We start from the raw sequence: 12,705 nt of genomic DNA, 5'->3' as shown, positions 1-12,705 counted from the left end.
GAACAGTACCGTGCGCTTGCTGTATACGGTGGACAAGACGTCTTTAAACAGATTCAACGCCTCGGTCGGATGCCACAAATCATCATCGGGACACCAGGACGAATTCTTGACCACGTCGGTCGCGGTACACTTGATTTAAGTGAATTACGGACGCTTGTCTTGGATGAGGCGGACCAAATGCTGCAAATCGGTTTCTTGCCAGAAATTGAAGACATCATCGAAGCAGCACCGGTTGATCGTCAATTCGTCATGTTATCTGCAACGATGCCACCGAAAGTAGAGGAACTGGCGAAAACGTATTTGCGTAATCCAGTCGAAGTACAGGTGGAGGCGGAAAGCATTACTGTTGAAGCGATCGAACAGTTCGTCGTCGAAACAACGGATCGCCGCAAGCAAGCGACACTGCGGACGATGCTTGACGAGATGCGTCCGTACGCAGCCATTATTTTCTGCCGTACACAACGTCGCGTTAGTAAATTGAACGAAGAAATGCAGATGCAAGGGTATCCGACGGATGAATTGCACGGTGGACTAACGCAAGGGAAACGTGAAAAAGCGATGGCGAAGTTCTATCAAGGAAAAACACAATTCCTGATCGCAACAGATGTTGCTTCGCGTGGACTTGATGTGACAGGTGTGACACACGTCTTTAACTATGATTTACCGGATGATGCGGAAAGCTACGTTCACCGGATTGGTCGGACAGGACGTGCTGGGAACGACGGAATTGCCGTTTCCATCGTAACACCAAAAGATGGTCGGACGTTCCGTGATATGGAACGGGAATTGAACATCTCGGTCACGCCGATCGTCGTCGAATTGTCTGAAGAAGCGATTCGCGCACAGCACGATCAAAGTAAAGGATCACGGAAGACGACAGAAGGACGTGGAAACACACGTCGTTCGAATAACCGTCGCCCGGGACGTGCACATCGTAAATAAACAGAAACAAGATAAAAAAGCCGGTCTACTTCTCTTATCAAAAGAGAAAATAGACCGGCTCTTGTTTTATTTGGCGTAGACCATCTGACCACCGAGATGACCAGTATAAGCAAGTAGTCCGCTACCGACGATGGCAACAACGAAACTGAGTAATAAAAACATTTTTTTGTTCGAGCGGTAACCTAACAAAAGAAATAACAGCGAGACACCAAAGGCAACAAGACTGAACAGTGCAAAATGCTCATGATTTTCGATGGCAGCATGGGTAACGCTGCTTAAATTCGCTTCCGCATACTCTTCTGCTCCGTCTCCAGACAAATAGGCAGCGACTCCGGAAATCAGACCGACGACTAACGTAAAAAGGGCAAACAGTTTGAATTGTGTCCACTTCAGACTGATGAGTAATAGGATCGTCGCAAATAATAAAAGTGCAATCGGTGCATGGACAAGAAGTGGATGAAGCGGTACGTTCCCCAACATATCAAAAACCTCCTTGGATAAGTATGGTAAAGCATAATTTCACTTTACCCTGCTTATCTGACAGTTAACTGACACCGTTTTAAAGAGTTGGGAAATGAATGATGAACCGTGTACCTTCACCTAATGTGGAATCAATGGAAATCGTTCCGCCATGTTGCTCCGCAATGGATTGAGCGATTGATAACCCAAGACCGGTTCCTGTTCCGTGACGCGAATGGTCCCCCCGGTAAAAACGCTCGAATATTTTAGTTTGTTGATTGGAAGCGATACCGATTCCGCGGTCCTGTATCGTCAACTGGCGTTCTGTAGTAGTTTCTTCGAGAGAGACATCAATGACGTCATCGCTGTAGACAAGAGCATTCTCAAGAAAGACCGTCAATAAGCGGTTCAATTGATGGGTATCTCCCTTCATGCGTAAGTCAGGCATTATCGAAGCGTGGATGACGCGATTCGAGTAGGCGTGCTGAAAACGTTCGACGGTCTTTTGAACGAGCGAACTAAGGTCAACTTCCTGTTTCGGTGAAGGTTGTCCTTCTCGCGCAAGCAATAATAAATCAGAGACTAAATACTGCATGCCTGCCGTTTCTGCTTTAACGTCCTCTAGAATCGTACGCCCTTCATTCGAAAGTGATTCCGCTTCTAGCAATTCAATCCCGCTGTAGACGATTGTCAGAGGTGTCCGTAGTTCATGTGAAGCATCGGACGTAAAACGACGTTGACGATCGAATGCTTGTTGCACCGGAATGACGGCTCGACCAGCAAGGATATATCCGACTAGCGTCAGGACAATCGTTGCGAGCACCGCGATCCCCGCCAGAACGGCAATCAATCGCTGTAAGGTGTCTTCGGTCGGAGAGATGTCCTTCATCAGTAGTAGCCGTCCTTCTTCGGTACTCCGTTGATACAGCAAGAAGTGTCGATCATCCCATTCCACTTGTTGCGTCGTATCATTCGAGCTTAAAAAACGGCGCAGTGTTTTGGACTCGACGTCTGGCGGCAGACTTGCATAGCGTTCGTTTCCTGAACCATCGAGTAACTGGAAGTAGATCGGATTTCGAATGAAGTGATCCTCCCCATGCTCGATCCGTTCGAAGATATCTCGATCAGATACGCTCTTCAATTGATTCAATTCCATTCGATTCAGCAATTGAGCGTTCGTGACATACACACCAATCAGGATAAGGACTAGTACAAGAAAAAACGAGCCACTGAATAACAAGGTCAGTCGTTTTCGAATCGATTCAAGCATGCGGATCACCTAAACGATAACCGAATCCGCGAACTGTCCGAATCAAATTAGGAGCACCGACCGCATCTAATTTTTTTCGAACGAGTCGGACGAGCGCATCGAGCGCGTTATCCGTAATATCCGCCCCGATCCCCCACACGACTTCGATGATCAATTCACGACTCATCACCTGTTCAGGTCGTCTTAACAGTAAGGAAAGGAATTCAAATTCACGTCGTGTTAAATCGATTGGATGTCGCTCGTAAGAAATCGTTTGTGAGGACAGATCGAGGAGTAGTCCATTGAAAGAAACCGTCGACACGAATGCCTTTTGTTGACGACGACTGAGCGCGCGCAGTCGTGCCAGTAATTCATTCGATTGAAACGGTTTAACGAGATAGTCATCGGCTCCACTATCGAGACCATGAACGAGATCGATTTCCGTATCGCGAGCAGTCAGCATCAAGATGCCGCCTTCAAACTGTTCTTGCCGTAAGGTAGCGGCGACTTCGACTCCGCTCTTACGAGGCATCATCCAATCGAGAACGAGTAAGTCATAGCGATACGTCTGACATTGGAGGAGCGCTTCCACTCCATCCTGCGCAACATCTACCTGATATCCTGCCCGCTCCAAATGGAGGCGTAACATCTTCGCAAGACGCTGATCATCTTCTGCTACCAAAACGCGCATGCACATCGCTCCTCTTTTTTTCTCATTATCCCATAGTTGCCGTCAGTTAGTTGTCAGTTTTTTTCGATACAGTAAACGTAACAAGAAGGGAGAGGAAACAGATGAAACCAAAACCATTTGCGAAATGGCTCGTCGGGCTTAGTAGTTCCGTCTTCATCGGACTTGCGATTGGTCAGTTGAGTGTCAGTTCGAACGATTCCTCTACGACACCTGTTTCGACAGGCGATACGTATTCGAACGATACGACGCTACCATCTCAAGGGAATCAGTATAGCGATGATGATGGCGAATACGAAGGGGATGATGGATATTACGAAGATGACGATGATGATCAATGGCAAGGTGATGAATCGTCTGGCTTCAGTCAACCCGGTGGATCAAGTGACGGTCAGTCTAGCCATTCGAGGTAAGGAGGAGGAAGATGGAGCGACAATTGTATGCGATGCATAATCAGGTGCGGTTCGTGACGGATCAGCCGATCGATGAAGCAGAATGGGAGGAACTTGTCCGATTCTTTCATTATGTGGATCGGCAGTGGTCACGCTTTGATAAGCAAAGTGAAGTCAGTCGATTGAATCGCTTACGGATCGGCGACACGTTATCTGTGTCCTTACCGTTAGCCCGCTTACTGGCCCGCGCCACGCGATACTTCGAGCAGACCGAACGTTATTTTTCCCCATTCCTGCTGGCGCAACAACAAGCCAATGGCTATCGCCAATCATTTCCCTTCACACAAGCTGTCGCTTATGAAGAGGTTGCTCCACCAGAGATCGCCCCGTTCATCATTGAAGGATGTGACGTGACGCGAGTCGGAGGCGGTTTTATCGACCTAGGTGGAATCGGAAAAGGAGCTGCCGCGATGATCGCAGCGCAGCGACTACGAAAAAGCTGGAGTCGTGGATTGATTGAAGCGGGAGGTGACGTCATCGTCTGGTCCGAGGAGGAACCATGGAATATCACGATCACGCATCCCGAGACCGAACAACGCGTCGCTGACATGCAATTACGACAAGGTGCGATTGCGACATCGAACCGTGTCTATCGATCGTGGAAGACGGACGGACAGACGCATCATCATTTGTTAGATGGACGAACAGGACGTCCGACGAGAAGTCCGATTCTTCAAGTGACGGCATCTGCGCCACAACTCTATGAAGCCGAAGTCATGACGAAGCTTGCCTTTCAGATGACAGAGACAGAACGTCAAGAAAAGCTGTTTCGTTGGTTTCCAAAAGGACGATTATTGATTTTGGATACTGCTGGGGAATGGCGAAGTGAACAGAAGGGAGTGAGTGAGACATGGACTGGATGAAATGGTTGTTCTCAACATGGACGATGATCCGGTTGAGTGGATTAAGTGGGCACTTCTTCATGACGATTTCTGTCTTAGCGGGATTGCTCGGTTCCTACCCGGCACTCAAAAAACAAAAAGCACGACTGCATCACGTGCACTTATATAGTGGCTGGGCAGGTTTGCTCGCAATCGTCCTTCATGCGACGCTCATCATCGTCGATTCATACGCACCACTGACGATCTTTGAAGTCCTGATTCCGGGCCAAGCTTCTTATGAACCACTCTGGAATGCGCTAGGAACGATCAGTCTCTACTTATTCGGATTCGTTCTCGTGACTTCGGATTTCTTAAAGGAGACGTTAGGCAAGACGCTTTGGAAATTGACACACTGGCTGGTCTTACCTGCTTGGCTATTAATGACGGCACATGGTCTTTTCATCGGTACGGATACCGGAACCCTGTTCACGACGATCTGGTACGCTATCTCAACACTGACGATGTTTACGCTCGTCCTTTATCGGATACGGATCCGTCCTGTGCAACGGACTCGAACTTCAGCAAAAGAGCGCTCAGTCATACGCTGAGCGCTCTTTTCATTGTCGGGCGAGCCAAGCTGTCCATTCGTTAAAGGCAGCGTCCCGATTCTCGATATAGTTGTGATCACTATCGACAATCGCTTCCTCGAACGGACTGTCGGATAGCAATAAGTCATGATGGAGTGCTTTGATCGATGTTTCGTCCCTTTCTGACGTCATAAGCAACATCGAGCGATCGGCTAGACGTTCTTTTAGCGTCAGTAAATTCCAAGTCGTATGATGGTGCTTCAACTCATCGAGTAACGCGTCAGCAACGGCACCATTTAGGAAACCAGCTCCTCGTTCGAGTACACCGTGTAGCGCAGCTTCGTATTCCGGATGTTCGAGGACGAGCTGACCGACGAGACCAAAATTAAACGGAGAGATTCCGACATAATGTGCAGCCTCTGGTGTCTCAGCAAAAGCATGTAGACCGGCGAAACCGCCCATGCTATGACCAACGACGGTAATCTGATCCGCCTTGATGCCATGTTCGGCAGTGAAAGACTCTGAGCAGACGTGCTGTAGTGTCGCGGTCGCGTCTTCCAAAACATGTTGGAATCGGAAGGTTCCAGGGCTCCCGATCGTTCCACGATACGACGTGACGAGTACATGGTACCCTGCACTTTGAAGTTGAACTGCCCAGTCCATGTTCAACTGTTTCCCGGGAAATCCGTGGAAGAGGACAATCAGTGGAGCATTCGCTGTATGTTCAGGTGAATAGAGACGGGCAATCAACTGTTCTGAACCACCGCTTGGAACATGGAGATAGGATAGTGTTGCCTTTTTCGTGATCGTTTCCAAAAAAACACGCTCCTTCATAATCATTTTCTAAGTCTTAGTGTGCGTGAAGATGCACGATCATGCAATGATTAAGTGTATGAACTAAAAAGATGGGATACCCTTCTGGGCATCCCATCTTTTGTATGGTGTAGCTTAGAATACTTTTGTCGTCCATGATTCACAGTTCCATAAGTCTGTCGCAACAGCTTCATAGAATTCTGGTTCGTGTGAGATCAACAGGACGGTTCCTTTGTACTCTTGTAACGCACGTTTTAATTCTTCTTTGGCTTCGACGTCCAAGTGGTTCGTCGGCTCATCGAGTACGAGGATGTTCGATTCCGTATTCATCAATTTACAAAGACGGACTTTCGCTTTTTCCCCACCGCTGAGCACTTCGATTTTCGATTCGATGTGTTTCGTCATCAAACCACACTTCGCGAGCATAGCACGGACTTGTTGTTGTGTCAGAGACGGGAACGTATTCCAAATCTCTTCGATACACGTATTCGAGTTCTTCTCTTTAACTTCTTGTTCGAAGTACCCGATATGCAAGTTCTCGCCTCGCTCAACGACACCCGAGACAGCTGGAATTTCACCGAGCAAACTCTTGAGCAACGTCGATTTCCCGATTCCGTTCGCACCGTGCAACGCAATCTTCTGCCCACGTTCGATCGTCAGATCAAGAGGGCGCGAAAGTGGCTCATCGTATCCGATGACGAGACCTTTTGCTTCGAACATCAATTTACTTGGTGTCCGTGCTTGGAGGAAGTGGAACTCTGGTTTTGGACGCTCTTGCGCAAGTTCGATGACATCCATCTTATCGAGCTTCTTCTGACGCGACATCGCCATGTTCCGTGTCGAGACACGGGCTTTGTTCCGGGCAACGAAGTCCTTCAACTCAGAGATTTCCTGCTGTTGACGCTTGAACGCGGACTCGAGTTGCTTTTTCTTCGCTTCATGGATCGTGACGAAGTTGTCGTAATCACCGACATAACGATTCAATTCTTGATTTTCCATATGATAAATCAAGTTGATGACGCTATTGAGGAATGGAATATCGTGCGAAATCAAGATGAACGCATTCTCATATTCATTCAAGTAGCGTTTCAACCATTCGATATGCTGGACATCGAGATAGTTGGTCGGCTCATCAAGTAAGAGAATGTCCGGTTTTTCAAGAAGGAGTTTGGCGAGCAGGATTTTCGTCCGCTGTCCACCACTGAGCTCTTGTACATCCCGGTCGAGTCCGATCTCATCGAGCCCAAGACCGCGCGCGATTTCTTCGACTTTTGCATCGATCGTATAGAAGTCGTTATTCGTCAGAATGTCCTGCAAGACGCCGACTTCTTCGAGCATCTTTTCCAGTTCTTCTGGCTCGACTTCGCCCATTTTACCGTACAAATCATTGATTTCCTGTTCGATGTCGAACATGTACTGGAATGCACCTTTAAGTGCATCGCGGATGGTTAATCCTTTTTCAAGGACAGCGTGCTGATCCAAATAACCAACGCGTACATGCTTCGCCCATTCGACTTTTCCTTCATCCGGCTCAAGTTGCGACGTAATGATGTTCATGAACGTCGATTTTCCTTCACCGTTCGCACCGACGAGACCGATGTGCTCGCCTTTTAACAGGCGGAAGGAGACATTTTCGAAAATGGCGCGGTCACCGAATCCGTGACTTAAGTTAGATACCGTTAAAATACTCATAATTACTCCTTATTTCATGAATTCCTGTGACTTAGACGCCTGTCCGTTTTTTCTGGTTGTTTGCTTTTTTCGTCTGTTGGCTCGTCAATTGTTTCGTTTGTGTTCCTTGTAAGCCAGTCGGACGTTTTGTTTGCGCTTGTTTTTTTGCTTTCAAGCGTTCGATCATTGCCTCTTGCAATGATAGTTTTTTTGGTTGTTCACTCATGTTCGTTCACCTCGATTGATTCGTTCTTACTTTCTAGTATGCCAAAAAAAACGTCTCTTGGAAATGAAGAGACCTGATTTTACATCTCAAAGTGTATCGGCAAGATAGACGACGTAACAATTTCGGTCGATATCGATTTCACAGCTGTCACGCTCAAACACACCGTGTCCTTCGACTTCAATTTTGTCCTTGATCAAAAAACGCATCGCTTGGACGTGATTCGGAACCGTTGATGTCTTTAAGAGCGGTTGCGCGCTGTCAGATAAATATTCTCTGAACTCGATATGAATTTGATGCGGTGGATAAACGCGTTCTTCTGTCGCACGCGGTGATGCCTTGATATGATCGACAATCAATTGATCGTAATCACCTGCCATCTCATTGGAACGAAGCTCGTATTGATGTCCTTCGATGATATGAAATTCGCAGAGTTGGTGGGCGATGATCTCTTCCGGTTCAATCGCATAACGATCATATTGATAGATCGGATGGAATTCACCATTTTCTTCAACGTAGTAGGCAAGTGACATGCGTAAATCCTCCTTTTCGTTCTATAGATACTATTACCACATTGAAGGAAAAAAAGTTCCGACAGAACAAAGAAACTTTTCTCTCCAAAAAAGCGTATACTATCCATAACGAGAGTCAAAGGAAAGGGGACTGAGACGGTGAATTGGATGAAACAAGCGACACTAGCTGCAACACTGTTGATCGGAACGACACTGAGTGGGTGTGGATCGGATGATGCACGAGCGGAACGACCAGATGATCCGGATTGTGATGACTATGAGTATGATAATGATGAAGGCGTTTGGTACTGTGATGATAGTTCATCAACCCATTCAGGATACTATTACTGGGGTGGTAGTTATTTCGCATCACGTGCCTTGATGCATAGTGCGATGCGAACGAAAGGGTATACGCCGAAATCAAAAGAAGTAAAGAGTTATAACACGAAGACAAAGGGATTCGGAACAGGCTCATCTTCCGGCTTTTTCGGCGGATGAATAGACGACAAACCTTTTACGGAGACATCGATCGTTTTTGGGATGTGCTAGACGGGGAACCGTACGCTGTGACGGAAATCATGCCCATCTCGGAAGAACGAATCGACCAACTGCATATCGCGGCGCAAGAAGTTTACAAGATATTTGAAAAAGTACTTCCGATTCTTCGATCGATGGATGATGAGGCACTGCTCGAGCTGGGCTTTCCAGTTGAAAGTCTCGCTTTTTTACGACTCGAGACGATGCGACCGTTGACCGTCATCGGACGCTTTGATTTCATTGCGACGGCAGATCGTATCTCACTCATGGAATGGAACGCGGATACGCCGACTTTCATTAAAGAAGTATTTGAAGTCAATGATGTCGTAGCGGAAAAACAAGGTTTTGAACGGGTCAACGATGGGGAAAACAAATGGCTGAAGGCAACTGTCCGTCGTGCGATCGAAGCCGCGATACATCGGACGAAACAGCATCCGCATGTCGTCTTCACCTCACATGGTGACCACATCGAGGATCGATTGACAGCTGAGTATTTGCAGTCGTTTTGGAGTGATGCGACCTATTGTCCACTTCATGCATTAGAGATTCGTCCGGAAGAAGGTCTGTACGATGAGGCTGGTAAAAGAATCGATATCTTATATCGTCAAACCTTTCCGATTGAGATGGCCTTACTTGACCGGGATGAGGACGGAAAAAATTTAGGACAATTACTCCTGCAACTCGTCGAGACGGGTCGACTCGAAATCATCAATCCACCGTCTGCCTTTTTAATGCAAGCTAAGTCGGTTCTTGCATTGATCTGGATGTTGCATGAAGCCAATCATCCGTACTTGAGCGAAACGGACCATATGACGATTACGCGTTACTTTTTACCGACGTACTTATCCGCTGATCCATTCATTTCAAGCCAGCGATCATTCGTTAAAAAACCAATCTTCGGGCGTGAAGGAGATACCGTGACGGTCCATGATGGACAAGGACATATCATGCTAAAGAATGAACAGCATACGTTTCGTGATCAACCGGCTGTTTATCAAGCGTATCAAGAATTACCGACGTACTCACTTCAGGAAGAGGGAGAAGTCGCGTATATGTATGGTGTCTTTATTTTAGGAGGAAGACCAAGTGCGATTGGTGTACGTGCCGGAGAACGGATTACCGGAAACCGTTCCTATTTCGTACCAATTGGTCGACAGCATGAAGGAGGGAGAAACGTATGAGAGCAGCAATTTTAGGAGCATCTGGTCTAGTCGGACAAGAACTCGTCGATCGTTTGTTGGCAGAAGATGCGTATAGCGAGGTACATGTTCTCGTTCGCCGCCCGATGCGCCGTTTTCATCCGAAATTGGAAGAATGGGTGATTGATTTTGATCGTGTGACAGAAATTGAACTACCTGTCGTCGACCATGTCTATTGTGCACTGGGCACGACGATCAAACAAGCAGGATCGCAAGAGGCATTTCGTCAGGTTGACTACACATATCCGATTGAACTTGGTCGTGAATTGTTAGACCTCGGGGCGACACGATTTGCCTTGATTTCGGCGCTCGGTGCCCATCCGAATGCGAAAACCTTCTACAATCGCGTAAAAGGGGACACGGAAAACGGATTACGTGTACTCGGATATGACGCGTTATTGATTTTTAGACCGTCATTGTTGCTAGGGGATCGAGATGAATTCCGCTTAGGCGAACAAGCGGCTGCGAAAATTTCGACGGTTTTACGCCCCTTGTTGAAGCGGAGTGCCATTGCTCCGATCGAAGCTGGTCAAGTCGCTGCGGCGATGATCCGTGAAACGTTACATGCACCGCCTGGAATTACAATCATTGAATCGAAACAGATGCAATCCTGAGCAGTCGAGTAGTCGACTGCTCTTTTTGTTATTCTTGTAACGTAAATAATATTTGACTCGTCAAATGATTTGCGGTTGAATGGTAAAGTGCTGTCTCATATATAAAAAAAGAAGTGAGACAATTCAGGCAAAACAGTGTATTCGTATCCTATCTGTTTCGTCACGCTTATCGTTTGGGGAAAGCGGGAAAAGATGATGGATTATGCACTTATTTAGGATTGATGAAAGGAGCCGATCATATGGCAGAGTTTGATCGCGATCAGGTCTACAAGACCGTTCCGCAAAAAGGATTCTTCGGGAATCCGAAAGGGTTGTTCACCCTCTTCTTCACTGAGTTTTGGGAGCGTTTCTCCTACTATGGCATGCGTGCCATCCTTATCTTCTACATGTACGATTCAGTTGCCAACGGTGGTCTAGGTATCGATAAGACGACAGCTGCGTCAATCATGGCAGTTTATGGTTCGCTCGTCTACATGTCAGGGATCATTGGGGGATGGGTAGCTGACCGTTTACTCGGTACGTCACGCACCGTCTTCTATGGTGGTATCTTGATCATGCTAGGGCATATCGTCCTTGCTTTACCAGCAGGCATTACAGCCCTCTTCATCTCGATGGGACTTATCGTCATCGGTACTGGTTTCTTGAAACCGAACGTATCGAATATCGTCGGTGATTTGTACAGCAAGACGGATAACCGCCGCGATGCTGGTTTTAGTATCTTCTACATGGGGATCAACGCTGGGGCATTCCTCTCACCACTCGTCGTCGGTGAAGTGGCTGACCGCGGTGGATATCATGCTGGTTTCGCACTCGCTGCCATCGGGATGTTCGCAGGACTTGTCGTCTTCGTCTTGACGAAAAAGAAAAACCTTGGTCAAGCGGGTACGTATGTCTTGAACCCATTAAAAGGGGACGAGAAAAAACGCTTCATCACGATCGCATCAATCGTTGTCGTCGTCGTTGCGGTACTCGGTGTCGTTGCATCGATGACAGGACTGTTGACGATTTCTCGTTTTACTTTAATGGTCACGATTCTCGGGATCTTGATTCCGATTGCTTACTTCACAGTCATGCTTCGTAGTCCAAAGATCACGGATGATGAGCGCTCACGTTTGATTGCGTATATTCCGTTGTTCATCGCAGCAGCGATTTTCTGGGCAATCCAAGAACAAGGTTCATACGTCCTCTCGATCTTCGCAAGTGAACGGACGAACCTTTCATTCTTAGGATTTGAGATTCAACCGGCATTCTTCCAATCGTTGAATCCGCTCTTCATCATCGTATTAGCACCTGTTTTTGCGAGCTTCTGGGTCAAACTCGGTGACCGTCAACCAACGACGATGCAAAAGTTCTCGTTTGGTCTTCTGTTCGCTGGACTTTCGTTCATCGTCATGACACTACCAGGTATCCTGTTCGGTGTGGAGACGTCAGTTAGTCCACTCTGGCTTGCACTGAGCTTCTTCCTCGTCGTCATCGGTGAGCTCTTCTTGTCACCAGTCGGTCTATCGGCAACAACAAAACTGGCGCCGGCAGCCTTCTCAGCGCAAACGATGAGTCTGTGGTTCTTGACGAATGCAACAGGTCAAGCGGTCAACGCACAAATCGTTAAATACTACACGAATGATACGGAGATTTTGTACTTCGGTATCACAGGTATCGTTGCCGTCATCTTCGGATTACTCTTGTTCGCTTTCGCACCAAAACTTCAAAAATACATGCGCGGTATTCGCTGATGCATGAAAAAAGACGCTTTCTCAATCGAGAAAGCGTCTTTTTATTAATCGTTCGTCCGAATATGGCGTAACCCTTCTGCGAGCAAGGCGACCAATGTTCCGAGGACGAGACCGTTTGACATCAGGGTCGTCACGAGTGGCGGTAAATCGGCCGTTGCCCCTTTCGGTAGTAACAACGCACCGATGCCGACGAGGACCGGGAGAC

Annotated in this window: 15 protein-coding genes; 8 read left to right on the top strand and 7 right to left on the bottom strand. The window is 47.4% G+C overall.

The annotated features are described in order from the left end of the window. The coding region (locus F8N00_RS10335) for a DEAD/DEAH box helicase (RefSeq protein ID WP_421018173.1) at positions 1-942 on the top strand (942 nt) is incomplete at its 5' end. A gap of 66 nt (positions 943-1,008) precedes the next feature. Here F8N00_RS10335 and F8N00_RS10330 read toward each other — a convergent pair. The 3 genes from F8N00_RS10330 to F8N00_RS10320 form a co-directional block, all read right to left on the bottom strand. Continuing rightward, positions 1,009-1,422 carry a DUF2231 domain-containing protein gene (locus F8N00_RS10330; protein ID WP_023469748.1) on the bottom strand — a complete coding sequence of 138 codons (414 nt, stop codon included), beginning with the start codon at positions 1,420-1,422 and terminating at the stop codon, positions 1,009-1,011. A 79-nt stretch (positions 1,423-1,501) separates the two neighbouring features. Then, positions 1,502-2,671: a sensor histidine kinase gene (locus F8N00_RS10325; RefSeq protein ID WP_075642899.1), complete on the bottom strand. Its 1,170-nt coding sequence runs from the start codon at positions 2,669-2,671 to the stop codon at positions 1,502-1,504. After that, positions 2,664-3,341, bottom strand: coding sequence for a response regulator transcription factor (locus tag F8N00_RS10320; protein ID WP_035395573.1), 678 nt, complete (start codon positions 3,339-3,341; stop codon positions 2,664-2,666). Before F8N00_RS10320 ends, F8N00_RS10325 begins: the two co-directional genes overlap by 8 nt. 101 nt (positions 3,342-3,442) lie before the next feature. Between F8N00_RS10320 and F8N00_RS10315 the strand changes: the two genes are divergently transcribed. From F8N00_RS10315 to F8N00_RS10305, 3 genes are read left to right on the top strand one after another with little or no spacing between them, the layout of a single operon-like run. Continuing rightward, positions 3,443-3,751: a hypothetical protein gene (locus F8N00_RS10315; RefSeq protein ID WP_075642901.1), complete on the top strand. Its 309-nt coding sequence runs from the start codon at positions 3,443-3,445 to the stop codon at positions 3,749-3,751. An 11-nt stretch (positions 3,752-3,762) separates the two neighbouring features. Continuing rightward, entirely contained in the window at positions 3,763-4,653 is an 891-nt protein-coding gene (locus F8N00_RS10310) for an FAD:protein FMN transferase (RefSeq protein ID WP_035395574.1), read from the top strand. Beyond that, positions 4,641-5,219, top strand: coding sequence for a hypothetical protein (locus tag F8N00_RS10305; RefSeq protein ID WP_075642902.1), 579 nt, complete (start codon positions 4,641-4,643; stop codon positions 5,217-5,219). The genes F8N00_RS10310 and F8N00_RS10305 overlap by 13 nt, the downstream gene beginning before the upstream one ends. A gap of 9 nt (positions 5,220-5,228) precedes the next feature. Here the strand turns inward: F8N00_RS10305 and F8N00_RS10300 are convergent, their stop codons facing one another. From F8N00_RS10300 to F8N00_RS10285, 4 genes are all read right to left on the bottom strand, one after another. Continuing rightward, a complete protein-coding gene (locus F8N00_RS10300) occupies positions 5,229-6,014 on the bottom strand; it encodes an alpha/beta hydrolase family protein (protein WP_035395579.1) in 786 nt (261 codons plus the stop codon). Positions 6,015-6,146: 132 nt separating this feature from the next. Next, entirely contained in the window at positions 6,147-7,703 is a 1,557-nt protein-coding gene (locus F8N00_RS10295; protein ID WP_023469741.1) for an ABC-F family ATP-binding cassette domain-containing protein, read from the bottom strand. Positions 7,704-7,734: 31 nt separating this feature from the next. Further along, a complete protein-coding gene (locus F8N00_RS10290; protein ID WP_023469740.1) occupies positions 7,735-7,908 on the bottom strand; it encodes a hypothetical protein in 174 nt (57 codons plus the stop codon). An 86-nt stretch (positions 7,909-7,994) separates the two neighbouring features. After that, on the bottom strand, positions 7,995-8,438 hold the full coding sequence (locus F8N00_RS10285; protein ID WP_023469739.1) for a hypothetical protein: 444 nt from the start codon (positions 8,436-8,438) through the stop codon (positions 7,995-7,997). A gap of 147 nt (positions 8,439-8,585) precedes the next feature. Between F8N00_RS10285 and F8N00_RS10280 the strand changes: the two genes are divergently transcribed. The 4 genes from F8N00_RS10280 (at position 8,586) to F8N00_RS10265 (ending at position 12,500) form a co-directional block, all read left to right on the top strand. Continuing rightward, positions 8,586-8,915, top strand: a complete 330-nt coding sequence (locus tag F8N00_RS10280; protein ID WP_035395686.1) for a hypothetical protein — start codon at positions 8,586-8,588, stop codon at positions 8,913-8,915. Beyond that, complete coding sequence (locus tag F8N00_RS10275) at positions 8,912-10,135, top strand: glutathionylspermidine synthase family protein (RefSeq protein WP_075642903.1); 1,224 nt, start codon at positions 8,912-8,914, stop codon at positions 10,133-10,135. The genes F8N00_RS10280 and F8N00_RS10275 overlap by 4 nt, the downstream gene beginning before the upstream one ends. Beyond that, positions 10,132-10,767 (top strand): NAD(P)H-binding protein, encoded by a 636-nt coding sequence (locus tag F8N00_RS10270; protein ID WP_023469736.1) that lies wholly within the window; start codon positions 10,132-10,134, stop codon positions 10,765-10,767. The genes F8N00_RS10275 and F8N00_RS10270 overlap by 4 nt, the downstream gene beginning before the upstream one ends. 239 nt (positions 10,768-11,006) lie before the next feature. Further along, the gene (locus tag F8N00_RS10265; protein WP_023469735.1) at positions 11,007-12,500 is read left to right on the top strand and encodes a peptide MFS transporter; all 1,494 of its coding nucleotides are present in this window, start codon (positions 11,007-11,009) and stop codon (positions 12,498-12,500) included. The last annotated feature ends 205 nt before the right edge of the window (positions 12,501-12,705 follow it).

It is taken from the genome of Exiguobacterium sp. A1_3_1, from assembly GCF_048985645.1.
In the GTDB taxonomy this organism is placed as follows: domain Bacteria; phylum Bacillota; class Bacilli; order Exiguobacteriales; family Exiguobacteriaceae; genus Exiguobacterium_A; species Exiguobacterium_A indicum.
This window is presented reverse-complemented; position numbering and strand designations above follow the sequence as displayed.

Excerpts from the sequence above, each read along its gene's own strand:
- F8N00_RS10330 (WP_023469748.1), bottom strand. The coding sequence starts at position 1,422 with ATGTTGGGGAACGTACCGCTTCATCCACTTCTTGTCCATGCACCGATT.
- F8N00_RS10325 (WP_075642899.1), bottom strand. The coding sequence starts at position 2,671 with ATGCTTGAATCGATTCGAAAACGACTGACCTTGTTATTCAGTGGCTCG.
- F8N00_RS10320 (WP_035395573.1), bottom strand. The coding sequence starts at position 3,341 with ATGCGCGTTTTGGTAGCAGAAGATGATCAGCGTCTTGCGAAGATGTTA.
- F8N00_RS10315 (WP_075642901.1), top strand. The coding sequence starts at position 3,443 with ATGAAACCAAAACCATTTGCGAAATGGCTCGTCGGGCTTAGTAGTTCC.
- F8N00_RS10310 (WP_035395574.1), top strand. The coding sequence starts at position 3,763 with ATGGAGCGACAATTGTATGCGATGCATAATCAGGTGCGGTTCGTGACG.
- F8N00_RS10305 (WP_075642902.1), top strand. The coding sequence starts at position 4,641 with ATGGACTGGATGAAATGGTTGTTCTCAACATGGACGATGATCCGGTTG.
- F8N00_RS10295 (WP_023469741.1), bottom strand. The coding sequence starts at position 7,703 with ATGAGTATTTTAACGGTATCTAACTTAAGTCACGGATTCGGTGACCGC.
- F8N00_RS10290 (WP_023469740.1), bottom strand. The coding sequence starts at position 7,908 with ATGAGTGAACAACCAAAAAAACTATCATTGCAAGAGGCAATGATCGAA.
- F8N00_RS10285 (WP_023469739.1), bottom strand. The coding sequence starts at position 8,438 with ATGTCACTTGCCTACTACGTTGAAGAAAATGGTGAATTCCATCCGATC.
- F8N00_RS10280 (WP_035395686.1), top strand. The coding sequence starts at position 8,586 with ATGAAACAAGCGACACTAGCTGCAACACTGTTGATCGGAACGACACTG.
- F8N00_RS10275 (WP_075642903.1), top strand. The coding sequence starts at position 8,912 with ATGAATAGACGACAAACCTTTTACGGAGACATCGATCGTTTTTGGGAT.
- F8N00_RS10270 (WP_023469736.1), top strand. The coding sequence starts at position 10,132 with ATGAGAGCAGCAATTTTAGGAGCATCTGGTCTAGTCGGACAAGAACTC.
- F8N00_RS10265 (WP_023469735.1), top strand. The coding sequence starts at position 11,007 with ATGGCAGAGTTTGATCGCGATCAGGTCTACAAGACCGTTCCGCAAAAA.